Origin of the sequence: Vibrio aestuarianus (assembly GCF_028858425.1) — a bacterium.
GTDB lineage: Bacteria > Pseudomonadota > Gammaproteobacteria > Enterobacterales > Vibrionaceae > Vibrio > Vibrio aestuarianus.
Genome location: NZ_JAKNYQ010000002.1, coordinates 1 through 12,655 on the forward strand (window position 1 = coordinate 1; position 12,655 = coordinate 12,655).

Consider the following 12,655-nt stretch of genomic DNA (forward strand, 5'->3'; position numbering starts at 1 on the left):
ATGCTGCTGGCCAAGGTCCTAGTGAACGGCCACCAAGAAAGTAATCCGATGAGTTTTTCGTTCGTTGATAAGCGATAACACCAATAGCCAGCATCAAAATAAGATACAGGATAAAGGTGCTTGTAATAGCAAAGCTATTTTCCATTGTGTTTGTCCTCTTTAAAAGATCGCCTTCCATGCCCCTCCCGAAGGAGGGGAATAAAACAGAAAGGATTAGTGGGTTTCGCTACCAAGTTCAAGCAAGGTCGCATTACCACCCACTGCTGTTATATTTATTGTGCGAGTACGCTCGGTAATAAAGCGCAACGATAAATGTGGATCATGTGCTACCGGAATAGCGTTCAAATCCGTTTCAGACACTAGGCTGACAATCGCACCAGTGCGACTTGCTAGCTGACGGTTGAGCGTACGTTCAACCGAGGTGTGGCCAACATAACCTAGACATCTTACGTCTGATTCCATCAACTGGTGATAGGCATCAAAAGATGAAAATTGAATCACGTTAGCCGGTAAAGAAGATTGCTCAAAAGCAGCCTGTAGAGCTTGGGTTAACTCAATATCGTCACTACAAAAGACAACGCTATTACCCGCGACAAGCGCGGCGCAAAGTTGAGCAACCGAAGCTTGTTTCGCTTTATCGCTATGCTCACCTTGAATGATGAGGGCAACCCCACGCCCAGCGGTATAAAGCTCATTGGTTTCTCCAGTGGGTCCGATAAGCTGATGCGGTTGCGCCAACAAAGCAGAAGCCTGATGAAGATGATAAGACATGACTTTGGCCAACTGTGGAATAGAACTTTGTAATAAACCTTTAAATGAAAGTAAGCACTCACATTTAGAGTCAAAGTCGGTAATGTTCCAGTTCTCCCATGCTGAAAAAGCGTCGGAAAAACGAGTCACTTGATGAACCATAATACTTCTCCTTCGCTTGAATTAATGAGCAAATACAGTTTGCGTAAAACGATACAGGTAATGAGGCCCACCCGCTTTAGGTCCAGTGCCTGAAAGCCCTTGGCCACCAAATGGTTGAACACCTACCACTGCACCGACTTGGTCACGGTTGATGTAACAGTTGCCAACACGAGCATGTTTCTCTACCCAGCGATACGTTGTTTCATTACGGCTATGAATGCCCATGGTTAAGCCAAAGCCTGTTTGATTAATTTGCTCAACGACATCGGTTAACTCACGCGCTTTAAAGCGAACAATGTGTAAAATTGGACCAAACTGCTCTTCCGTTAAACAAGAAATATCCGAGATTTCAAAAGCAGTAGGAGGCACAAAGTCACCCAGTTCACACGCCTCACTGAGGGTCAATTGAGCTACTTTTTTTTGTGTTTGCGTCATATGTTCAATGTGAGCAAGCAATTTTTGCTTGGCTTTATCATCAATCACAGGACCCACATCCGTGCTGTGTAAATGGGGAATACCGACGCTAAGCTCGTTCATCGCACCTTGGATCAAATTAATAATACGATCAGCGATATCTTGTTGAACAAACAACACCCGTAATGCCGAACAACGTTGTCCTGCGGAGGCAAATGCCGAGCGAATAACATCTCGCACGACCTGCTCTGGTAACGCGGTGCTATCAACGATCATCGCATTTTGGCCACCAGTCTCGGCAATAAATGGTACTGGGGCTGCATCGCGTTCCGCCAACGTCTTATTAATACGTTGCGCCGTTGCCGTCGAACCGGTAAACACTACTCCCGCAATTGCTGGATGAGAGGTCAATGCACTACCAATTTCAGCGCCACGTCCAGGGAGGAGTTGAATCACACCTGTTGGGAAGCCAGCTTCTAGCATCAGCTCTACAGCTCGCGCTGCAATTAAACTGGTTTGCTCCGCAGGTTTTGCCACAACCGTATTACCGGCGACCAGCGCCGCAGCAATTTGACCAAGGAAAATTGCCAGTGGGAAATTCCACGGGCTGATACACACAAAGACACCCCGCCCCTCGCGACAAACTTGACGCGTTTCGCCATCAAAACTTTCTACTTCAAATGGTTTTAATGTTGCGACTTGCTTAGCGTAATAGCGACAAAAATCCACCGCTTCACGAACTTCATCAATACTATCGTGAATTGTTTTACCCGCCTCTTGATGGCAAAGCGCAACTAATTCAGCAAGATTCTCTTCCAATAAATCAGCAAGTTTGTCTAATTTTTCAGCGCGTTGCGTTGAAGGTTGCAGATTCCACGCTTCAAAGGCTTGCGCAGCCACCTCAATAGCAGCGGAAGCATGATCAAGGTTAGCAAACATCACCTGACCAACTTCAACTCGGCGATCATAAGGTGCGGAGACCACTTCAGGCTCAACGCCTTGGTTCACCATGCTTTGGTAGTGGTCAGTACCACCGATAACTGGTGCAGCACGCCATTGCTTGCTTAACCACGCTTCCACTTTCTCTGCAAAAGGTTTTGCTTCACTTTCGATATCAATATTAACTCCGTACGAGTTCGCTCGCTCAGGGAAGATATTCGAAGGTAATGGAATTTTGTTGTTGTACAGTGTGTCGTACGCTAGCAGCATATCAACCGGGTGTTGAGTTAGGCTGCTGATAGGACAACGAGCATCCACCAAGCGGTGAACAAACGAACTATTTGCCCCATTTTCTAGTAAACGGCGTACCAAGTACGGCAGCAAGTCTTTGTGGCTGCCAACTGGTGCATAAATACGCACAGACTGCTTGTAAGCGCTCATTGCATGGTGGTAGAGAGCGTCACCCATTCCATGTAAGCGTTGGAATTCAAAATCTTTGTGCTGCGCCATCACTGCAATTGCCGTCACGGTTTGCGCATTATGGCTAGCAAATTGTGGAAAAATATTACCGCGAACATTCTCACTAAGTAGGAAGCGGGCGCACGCAAGGTAGGCAACATCAGTCGCTTCTTTACGAGTATAGACTGGGTAATTGCTATAGCCTGCTTGCTGTGACCATTTGACTTCACTATCCCAGTAAGCCCCTTTGACTAGACGCAGCGGAATTAAATCTCCTTGAGCTTTAGCAAGTCCATTTAGCCACATCAAAACAGGTAAAGCACGTTTAGAGTAAGCTTGCACCACTAACCCAAACTTACCCCATTCTTTCACTAAATCGCTGCGATAGACTTTCTCAAAAAGCTTAAGCGATAGCTCAAGGCGATCAGCCTCTTCCGCATCAATTGTAATCGCCACATTCAGTTCAACTGCACGTTCCAAAAGCGAAAGTAATGTGCCGTAAAGTTCGGTGAGAACGCGTTCTTCATTCGCCACTTCATAACGAGGATGTAATGCGGAAAGCTTAATGGAAACCGAGGGGGCAGGGCTTGTTTCCAAACCATATTGGTCACGACCAACCGCCTCAATCGCCATCAAATAGTCTTTGAAATACTTGTTAGCATCTGCTGTTGTCAGCGCTGCTTCACCGAGCATATCAAATGAATAGGTGTAACCCTTATCACGCATCGGGCGGCCATTCTTCTGTGCTTCAGCAATGGTGCGCCCCAAAACAAATTGATGGCCCATTACTTTCATTGCTTGGTGCATCGCTTTGCGAATAACGGGTTCTGAAAGTTTGTTGACTAATCGATTCAATGCTTGTGCTGGACTGGCAGTTTCCGAGTCTGATAAACCAACAACTTTACCCGTTAACATTAAACCCCATGTTGAGGCATTAACAAAAACTGATTCAGAATTCTTAAGGTGAGATTTCCAGTCCGCCACGCTGAGACGATCTTTGATAAAGGCATCAGCCGTTTCAGTATCAGGGATACGCATCAATGCTTCAGCTAAGCACATCAGCAAAATACCTTCTTGTGTATCTAAGCTGTACTCAAGTAACAGGGCATCAATCATCTGAACTGACTTTTTGTCAGCTCGTATCGCTTCAATTAATAATGTGGTTTTGCTCGACATTGCCGACTTTTCAGGCTCCGTCGGAGTTGCTAATGGAAGCAATTGTTTTAGCCATTGGGATTCGTCCACCATATAAAGTGGCGAGATCAGCGACCAAAGCTTATCAAGCGGCTGCTCGACAAACTCAGCTTTCAACACATCTGTTGCTGTAAACATGCGTTTTCCTCAATCTCACACCCGAAAAGGTCGGGTTTCCTGCAATGGCTAGCAGTGTATTTTGAGCCCGAGAAGAATACTTGTCAAAAACTCCGAGCTTTTTGCTAAAAACTCTGGCTATTAACAAAATAAAAACACAATCACATCAAAGAAAGCCACACGTTATGCCGTAAATTGCTACTTTGTTGCTAGAATTTAACTAAACTGAAGACACAGAAAAAACAAGCTTAGAAAAGAAATAGGAAAAAATGTCCTCAACTGCGACACATTTTCTTGTACTGGGAAGGAGAAACGCCTTGTAGGCGAGTAAATGAATGAGTAAAAGTACTTTGTCCGGAAAACCCTGTCAGTTCAGCAATTTGACCAAAACTTAAACGTCCTTGCTCAATCAATGTTTTCGCCATATCAATTCTCTTACCGAGTAGATATTGATGCGGTGTAATGCCCATCTGTTCTTTAAATAACATATGAAACTGACTTTCACCCAGAAATACACTGCCTGCTAATTGAGCGACCGAAATCTTATGGCTTAAATGCAATTCGATATAGCGATCGATCACTTCAAGATCAAAGCGAGACTCTTTACGGTGAGTGTCAAATACAGAGATATGGCGTTGTAGCAAAGCGATAACGGTATCATTACATGCGCGACTCAGCAGTAGGTCATCAGGGGTTGACTGCATTTCCTTGACCAGTAGATGGATCAATTTTTGAATTTGACCATCAAGCTTAAAATAAGTATCCGCACTCGATATCTCATTGATTTTTTGTAGTAATAAAGGATCATCGTTGCTGGGCAAGGCCATGTTCAATACTAAAATATCAGACTGCCCCACCACGCCACCGAAAGCATGATCAGAGCCAGATGTCACCACACACCCCTGCCCAGGGCCGACTAAGTTGCCCACGCCTTGAACTTCAAATTCAGCCTGACCTTTAAGCCCAATGACAATTTGCGTATAGCTATGATCATGACAATCCATATACGAGGGTAACGTCACCAACTCCGCAGGTTTTGGCGACAAAACTTTGTCATTTAGCTGGTAGTTAACCCGCTTAATCGGCGCAATATCACTCATTTTCGAACATCATATTGGATTGATTGCCAAATGTTATAACAAAACTATCAAGAGCCAAAATAAAGCCGTCCTTTTTAACCATATAATCATCAAAGCACATATAAAAAAAATGTCCATGGGTGAAATTAGTTTCGATTCTCAAATCGGAACAATGATCAAGTGCACATAAATTACGGTCAACGCGTGTTCAATCCCAAAACCCCTAAGTAGATCGAAAATAGAGGCTTGCATATTTCGTCATTAGGCTCAAAATGAGGATGCGCACTTATAAAATTTAAAAAATCAGTCACCTATTGGCAGATTTCAATAAATTTAGGTGTTATTCGGAATAGAATTTGCATTACGAAAACAGCTTATCTACTACAGCTGTCAAAAGTTTGTCTTTCCCACTTTTGTGGTTAAACGTTAATTTGTTGCAGGGACCTATGATCACACGTCACATCCCAGCGCTATTGCTTGCGCTAAGCCCTATTTGGGTATCTGCATCGGTGTACGCGGAAGAAGTTACTCAGGTTGATCCTGTCACCGCTATCGATGAAAAAATGACTACTAAACAGAGTGAAATCGACGCGATTTCTTCAGAATATGAAGCAGAGGGAGCCAAGCTTCAACAACTCAAAAATGAACAAGCTCGCCTTCAGCGTGAAGGTGAAGAGCTTAATGCTAAGCGAAATCGCGCTAAGTCTGCATTGGACAAACAGTATGGCCGTCTTTTAGATGATCCAGATACAGATTTAGTCTCATTTCAAAAGAGGTACCAAGAAACTTGGTCTGCAGTAAAACAGAACCAAGCTGAGAAGCTCGAGAACAATCAAACCATGACCGAAAGTGAAATGCGTTTGTCTCAAATTAAACAAAAGCAAGCTCGCTTGAGTAATGAATACTCAAACCTTGCAGAATCACGCATTGAAGCAAGAGTAAAACGCTTAGAAGCTGAACTGCGTGAAAGCAGTGTTCTCGAAACAAGCTATAAAACGGCTTGTTCTACTACGATGACGCTAGGTGAATGTTCTAATCAAGGACAACATCTAACAAAACAAAAAGCAGTGAAGTCATTCCGTGCTAAATTGCTTGATAACTTGACTGAATCGGTTATTGCCAAGCAAAACCTCAAAGGTGTTGAGCTCAATATCTTTGTGCAAGAAAGTCAGATCATCCGCAGTGGTTTCGAAGGTAACAATGAATATTTCACGCAAATGCAAGCCCAGCTTCAGGCAAAACCAGAAGCCGTTGCTGCTTGTAAGTTGTTGAATGTTTCTTCTAGATATTGCTTAAAAGGCGGAACATCGGAAGGCACAAAAAAGAATGACAAACAGTGGGCAAATGTTACTGTCCGTTCAGATCAGTACAATGACGCTGTGACGATCAATGGCATTAACTATGGCAGTACACCGGTTGAAATCGTCCTACCAAGTGGCCGCCACCAAGTAACGGTATCGAAAGATGGTTACGAAACCTACAATCGTGTGCTCACTATTAACGGCAACGATACGGTTTGGGTCAAACTTAGACCAAACAAAGATAGCTAAATAGTCCGCAGATAACGCAGTTTTTCTGTCGTAATTCACAAAGATGCGGTTAAAACGCCATTTTGTCACTAAGTTATTGAAAGATGACTTCAGACAAAATGGCGTTTTCGTTTAGAATAGTCACAATGAACTAATAACCTAACTGAAGTAGATAACAATGCGACAAGGTTTACCCGCTCTCTTATTAGCACTTTCGCCTTGCTTAGTGGCAACGTCGACGATGGCAGAAGGAACGCCTTCCTCAGTTATTGCCATTGATGACGCGTTGTTTACTAAACAGTCCGAGTTACAAGCAGCCCAAACGGCAGCCAATGATCAGCAGGTGATGGTCAATAATCACCAAAGCGAACTGGATAGGCTTAATCAACAGACCCAAAGCTTAGATGCCGCGCTCACTAAAGCGAAAGCCGATTTAGAACGCGACTACATGAAAATGATCGATGACCCTGATCTGGACATCATGCCATCTCAAAATGCCTATCAGTCGGCTTGGGCCAATGTAAAGCAAAACCAGAAAGCACGTTTAGAAGCAGAGCAAAAACTCCAAGAGCTCGAAGCCCTACTGGCTGAAAAAAAAGCGGCTCAACATACCGTCGAAAAAGGCATTGCTGAATTAGAGCAACATAAGTTGCGTGCACGCGTTGAACGTTTAAGAGGTGAGCTCAGACAAAACGGTGAGCAAACGGTCAGCTTTACTAATGCATGTAGTGCAGACATGACACTCGCTCAATGCGCAAAACAAACTAACGATTTAGCCTTACAAAAAGCCGTTAACCAATACCAAAGTCACTTAATCGATCAAACTACTGAATCTAACCTAGTGAAGCAGCACTTAGCGAATGTGTCACTCAACATTCATGTGCTACGTCATAAAGCAGTAGAATCAGGATTTTACAGTGGCAACAAGTTCAAAACCGTACTGGATGTACAACTGGACGCAAGACCTAGTGAAAATACGCCCTGCAAACTACTGAATGTCGATTCACAATACTGTTTCGCCCCAGGAGAATACTCGCCAAACGGTGAAAAGCAGAAAGAGGTAGCCTGGGTCACACTCTCTATTCGTTCTAACCAATACAGTGACAAAGTCACCATTGATAGCGTTCACTACGGCAGTACCCCCGTTGAGGTGATGCTTCCTGTTGGACCTCATGTCGTAACAATAGAAAAAGAAGGTTATCACTCTTTCCATCAAGAGCTCAAAATTACATCCGACAATACGTTGCGAGCCGTTTTGCGCGAAAAAGACAATATATTAAAAGCTGGCCATAAGTTTGCCGACACATTAAAAGGGGATATTAAAGCCCCAGAGCTTGTCACATTAATTTCCGGTGAATACTTAATTGGTGAACATGCATCAAAACAGATTCGCCTTGATCATGCTTTCGCAATTGGAACAACACCAATCACGGTTGGTCAATTTGAAACCTTTATTAATCAAACGACTTATCAAACGGATGCTGAGTTACAAAAACTTTGTACCACAGTCTCTGAGTCTGAGATCACTCCGATTGCCGGAAGCTACTGGCGCGATCCCGGCTTTAAACAATTAAGCCAATCTCCGGTCGTGTGCATCAGCCAAAATGACGCTAAAGCTTATACTCGTTGGCTAAGTAAACAGACTGGCTATACCTACCGCCTTCCAACCGAAGACGAATGGGAAATAGCGGCGAGAGCTGGGGCACAAACCGATTACTGGTGGGGCAATGACTTTGGTACAGGAAAAGCCAATACAGGCTGGAGTGGCACTCCTTGGTCAAATAAAAGCACCTCACCCGTTAAGTCATTTGCACCTAATAACTTGGGTATCTATGACGTCGTAGGTAATGTTTGGGAATGGACCAATGACCCTGTAGGTAAAGCAAAAGGTGGGGCATGGAGCTTTTCTCCATCGACAGCAGCCGCTCATGGCAAACTCTTTATCGCTCCAGCTACATCTGCTAACTATGTTGGTTTTAGAGTAGTTAGAGAACTTTAAGCATAATCAAAGCAGAAAAAGGGGGAATTCCCCCCTTTTTCGTGCTGTATAGATCGAATATAGTAGCGACGATTATTAAACAAGTTTAATAATTTATATCCATGTGGTATATCCGTGAATTCAGCGAGACCCTAGCAGGATTCACAGAACCTCTTCTACACGTCGACAAGATTCATTTCTTGTTTTTATGCCAGCCCCTCTTCAGGCTGGCTTTTTTTATTCATGATTTTGCATGATTACAACTGTTAATGCTCTTGGTATCATATCGGTCTGATATCTAGGGGATCTATCGTGAGTAACTTTCTCAGTGACGAACAAATTTCGTTATTTAAGCAACTACCTGGCTACTGGGGGTGCAAAGACCTTAACTCAGTATTTGTTTACGCGAATGATGCTTACGGTAGGTTAATCGGTGTTGAGGATGCAAAACAGTGTATCGGTCTTACCGATTTCGAGATGCCTAGCCCAACCACAACGTGTGCAGCTGAATTTCAGCAACAAGATCACTATGTCATCACCACTCAAAAACAGTTAAAAGTACTCGATATCCACCCTTATCCCGATGGCTCTTGGCGAGCACATATCTTTACCAAAACACCGTGGTTCAATGTTCAAGGAGAAGTTCAAGGCACGATTTTCTTTGGTCAAGAGTTAACCGATACCGCTATCTTGGAGGTAGGACATTGGATATGCAGAGCAACGGGACTGACGACAGCTCAGCATGCCACTAGCCTTCACGAGACGTTGAAAAACACATTAACAACCAGAGAATCCGAAGTGTTATTTTTGCTTCTCTATGGTAAAAAGCCCAAACACATTGCTCGGGTAATGAATATTTCAACTAAAACCGTCGAGGGTTATGAAGCAAAGCTAAGAACTAAGTTTGGCGCACACAGCAAAGAGCAGTTAATCGATATGGCACTCGACCAAGGTTATGGTTCTCATATCCCTAAGACACTACTCAAAACACAGTTATCAATCGTCTTAAATAACGAATGCCCCGCATAAATCGGGGCATTTTATCAAGTCATAGTCACTATGGAGCTAGGCGTTCAATATCCCATGCTTGATCATGATGAGTAAATATAAATCGGTCATGCAAACGGTGCTCGCCCCCTTGCCAAAACTCTATCGACTCAGGCTTGATGCGATATCCCCCCCAAAAACTGGGAACGGGAATATCACCTTTCTCGAACTTCTTCTTCAATTCTAAATACTTACCTTCTAAGATGCCTCGAGCAGAGATGCGGCTACTTTGACGACTCGCAATGGCGGCTATTTGGCTCTCTTTAGGACGAGATGTGAAATATTTCATATTTTCAAAAGCTGACAGCTTTTCAACGATACCAGTAATGTGCACTTGCCTCTCAATAGGATGCCAAGGGAAATGCAGACTAATTTTGTTATTGTGCTCAATATGCTGCGCTTTGCGGCTGCCTAAATTGGTATAAAAGACAAATCCTTCTTTTTCGACATTTTTCAACAAGACGATTCGCTGAAAAGGTTGGCCATGCTCGTCAACGGTTGCCACTGTCATGGCGGTAGGATCGGTAAGACCGGCATCAATAGCTTGTTGAAGCCAAAGATTAAATTGATCGATCGGATTGGCCAGCAAATCTTTGCGTCTCAACCCACCTTGAATATATTCACGGCGAATGTCTGAAAGTTCCATTGCGACTCCTGTGAGTTTTTTGGTGATTGTGCGCTTATCAGTGAGAGAACTCAAGCGTGTGGCAACACCACAAAATCAATAATTAACAGCTAAACTGTAATAGAAACTGAAATTGAAAGCATCTATTGATTAAAATACTGAATACAAGCCTAATGATGAGTAGCAAAACCTTAACATTTTGCCAGACAAGTAATAAAATCAAGCAAATACACAATATAACTAGGCACAAGGATAACCCATGAGCAATAAGAGTTATAACAAACTCTCCACCACTGAATTAGAGTATGTGGACGATAAAACTGCCGCTCTACTGCTCAATACACCAAATAGTGCGCGTATTATGCTTTGGGTTATGGTCTGCTTCTTTATTTTGGCGATATTTTGGGCTTCATGGGCAGAAATAGATAAAGTCACCGTCGGACAAGGCAAGGTGGTTCCCTCTTCTCAAATTCAAGTGGTGCAGAACTTGGAAGGCGGCTTGGTAAAACAAATAATGGTTCGCGAAGGTGAAAAGGTCCAAAAAGGGCAACAACTGCTGCTTATTGACGATACTCGTTTTCGTTCTGATTACCGAGAACGCGAACAACAAGTCTCCAACTTAACGGCTAGCGTTTTACAGCTCTCGGCTTCAATTACTAGTGTAGTGATTGACGAAAATTTCGATGAAAATCAATGGCAAAACAGCGTAAGAATTGATTTTAACAAACTGGCTTTTCCTCCCATATTAAAAGATACTCAGCCGCTGTTAGTTGAAAGACAGAAAGCCGAATATCGTCAAGATTTGAATAATCTTCGCAACCAACTCTCCTTACTTGATCAACAAGTTAAACAGAAACAGCAAGATCTCGTTGAAATAGAAGCTAGGGTAAAGAACCTCCGCCAAAGTTATAACTTCGCTCAAAAAGAGTTGGAAATCACCCAGCCTTTAGCTGATGAAGGCGTTGTGCCTCGAATTGAATTACTCAAATTACAACGCCAAGTTAATGATACGCGTCGCGAGATGACATCCAGTGAACTGAAAATTCCGGTACTGAAATCAACCATTCGGGAAGCGATGCTTAACCGCATTAGTGCCGCGCAAACATTCCGCTCTGAGCAGCAAGAAAAGCTGAATGATGCTCAAGACAAGCTCTCCTCTATTACAGAGTCGGCGGTAGGCCTGGAAGATAAAGTAAATCGTACCGTGGTTGTCTCTCCTGTGACTGGCACAATCAAAACACTTTATGTCAACACCGTTGGCGGTGTTATCCAACCAGGAATGGATATTGTCGAAGTAGTGCCCACCGAAGATACGCTAGTCGTCGAAGCGCAAATAGCCCCTCAAGACATTGCTTTTCTGCATCCAGAACTACCTGCTATTGTTAAATTTAGTGCCTATGATTTTACTAAATATGGTGGCTTAGAAGGACGACTTGAACACATCAGCGCTGATACTACGCAAGATGAAGAAGGTAAAAGTTATTATCTGGTTCGTATCAGAACCAACGAAACCAGTTTAGGTCATGATGCAAATTTACCGATTATTCCAGGAATGACGGCATCAGTAGATATCATTACTGGTAAACGCACAGTAATGGATTACTTACTAAAACCAATATTAGGCGCGCAAAAAAATGCACTTAGGGAATAACCTTCACCCAATGAACGTTAAACAAAACGTTGGTCATAACTACCAATGAAGTTTTGGCCTGCGTTGTTTTTATTGATATTGACGACATCCGCACCACAAGCGCTCAACACCAAAGAGCAACAGTGGGTGGATGCGGTGACTCGCACTTATGGAACTCGAGCAGGCAAGCGAGTTGAAACGTGGCGCAAAGAAATCGCCAAGTACCAAAATGCGTCGGAACAGCAACAACTCACAAAAATAAATAGTTTTTTCAATCAATTATATTTCGTTAACGATATTGATTTGTGGGGGAAAAATGACTATTGGGCAACACCTCTTGAGTTTCTCGGCAGCAATGCCGGAGACTGTGAAGATTTCACTATTGCAAAGTACTTCTCACTGCTTGAATTAGGTATCGATGATAAGAAGCTACGTCTTGTATACGTTAAAGCAATAGAGTTAAACCAGTTTCACATGGTACTTGCCTATTATTCAACACCGAATGCCGAGCCTTTAATTTTAGACAATATAAATCCTGAAATTAAGCCAGCATCGGTACGTCGCGATTTACTGCCGATATACAGTTTTAACGGTAAGAATTTGTGGCTAATGAAATCGAAAAATGGCCAGCTCGCTGGAGATTCTTCACGGTTGAGTCTTTGGAATGACTTACGGGCTCGTGAGCGTTCGCTAAAATTAAATAAACCAATAATAAGTTACGATGAGTAGGTA

General features: G+C 43.3%; 9 protein-coding genes. 5 read left to right on the forward strand and 4 right to left on the reverse strand.

The annotated features are described in order from the left end of the window. Positions 1–213 precede the first annotated feature (213 nt). The 3 genes from MCT08_RS13780 to MCT08_RS13790 form a co-directional block, all read right to left on the reverse strand. Entirely contained in the window at positions 214–912 is a 699-nt protein-coding gene (locus MCT08_RS13780) for a 1-pyrroline-5-carboxylate dehydrogenase (protein WP_171979867.1), read from the reverse strand. A 21-nt stretch (positions 913–933) separates the two neighbouring features. Beyond that, positions 934–4,056 carry a bifunctional proline dehydrogenase/L-glutamate gamma-semialdehyde dehydrogenase PutA gene (gene putA / locus MCT08_RS13785; RefSeq protein ID WP_274678686.1) on the reverse strand — a complete coding sequence of 1,041 codons (3,123 nt, stop codon included), beginning with the start codon at positions 4,054–4,056 and terminating at the stop codon, positions 934–936. 254 nt (positions 4,057–4,310) lie between these two features. Then, positions 4,311–5,135 carry an AraC family transcriptional regulator gene (locus MCT08_RS13790; RefSeq protein WP_168786972.1) on the reverse strand — a complete coding sequence of 275 codons (825 nt, stop codon included), beginning with the start codon at positions 5,133–5,135 and terminating at the stop codon, positions 4,311–4,313. 425 nt (positions 5,136–5,560) lie between these two features. Here MCT08_RS13790 and MCT08_RS13795 point away from each other — a divergent pair, with 425 nt between their 5' ends. From MCT08_RS13795 to MCT08_RS13805, 3 genes are all read left to right on the forward strand, one after another. Next, positions 5,561–6,664 carry a PEGA domain-containing protein gene (locus MCT08_RS13795; RefSeq protein ID WP_053309054.1) on the forward strand — a complete coding sequence of 368 codons (1,104 nt, stop codon included), beginning with the start codon at positions 5,561–5,563 and terminating at the stop codon, positions 6,662–6,664. A gap of 157 nt (positions 6,665–6,821) precedes the next feature. After that, positions 6,822–8,642: an SUMF1/EgtB/PvdO family nonheme iron enzyme gene (locus MCT08_RS13800; protein WP_274675043.1), complete on the forward strand. Its 1,821-nt coding sequence runs from the start codon at positions 6,822–6,824 to the stop codon at positions 8,640–8,642. 291 nt (positions 8,643–8,933) lie between these two features. Further along, a complete protein-coding gene (locus tag MCT08_RS13805) occupies positions 8,934–9,650 on the forward strand; it encodes a PAS domain-containing protein (RefSeq protein WP_053308960.1) in 717 nt (238 codons plus the stop codon). Between the two features lie 28 nt (positions 9,651–9,678). On the opposite strand, the gene pdxH is transcribed toward MCT08_RS13805, so the two are convergent. Then, complete coding sequence (gene pdxH / locus MCT08_RS13810; RefSeq protein ID WP_053308959.1) at positions 9,679–10,314, reverse strand: pyridoxamine 5'-phosphate oxidase; 636 nt, start codon at positions 10,312–10,314, stop codon at positions 9,679–9,681. Between the two features lie 238 nt (positions 10,315–10,552). Here pdxH and MCT08_RS13815 point away from each other — a divergent pair, with 238 nt between their 5' ends. Then, positions 10,553–11,944, forward strand: a complete 1,392-nt coding sequence (locus MCT08_RS13815) for an HlyD family type I secretion periplasmic adaptor subunit (protein WP_053308958.1) — start codon at positions 10,553–10,555, stop codon at positions 11,942–11,944. A gap of 45 nt (positions 11,945–11,989) precedes the next feature. Beyond that, the gene (locus tag MCT08_RS13820; protein WP_053308957.1) at positions 11,990–12,652 is read left to right on the forward strand and encodes a transglutaminase-like cysteine peptidase; all 663 of its coding nucleotides are present in this window, start codon (positions 11,990–11,992) and stop codon (positions 12,650–12,652) included. Positions 12,653–12,655: the final 3 nt, after the last annotated feature.

Coding starts and splice junctions, on each gene's coding strand:
- MCT08_RS13780 (WP_171979867.1), bottom strand. CDS start 912: ATGGTTCATCAAGTGACTCGTTTTTCCGACGCTTTTTCAGCATGGGAG.
- putA (WP_274678686.1), bottom strand. CDS start 4,056: ATGTTTACAGCAACAGATGTGTTGAAAGCTGAGTTTGTCGAGCAGCCG.
- MCT08_RS13790 (WP_168786972.1), bottom strand. CDS start 5,135: ATGAGTGATATTGCGCCGATTAAGCGGGTTAACTACCAGCTAAATGAC.
- MCT08_RS13795 (WP_053309054.1), top strand. CDS start 5,561: ATGATCACACGTCACATCCCAGCGCTATTGCTTGCGCTAAGCCCTATT.
- MCT08_RS13800 (WP_274675043.1), top strand. CDS start 6,822: ATGCGACAAGGTTTACCCGCTCTCTTATTAGCACTTTCGCCTTGCTTA.
- pdxH (WP_053308959.1), bottom strand. CDS start 10,314: ATGGAACTTTCAGACATTCGCCGTGAATATATTCAAGGTGGGTTGAGA.
- MCT08_RS13815 (WP_053308958.1), top strand. CDS start 10,553: ATGAGCAATAAGAGTTATAACAAACTCTCCACCACTGAATTAGAGTAT.
- MCT08_RS13820 (WP_053308957.1), top strand. CDS start 11,990: ATGAAGTTTTGGCCTGCGTTGTTTTTATTGATATTGACGACATCCGCA.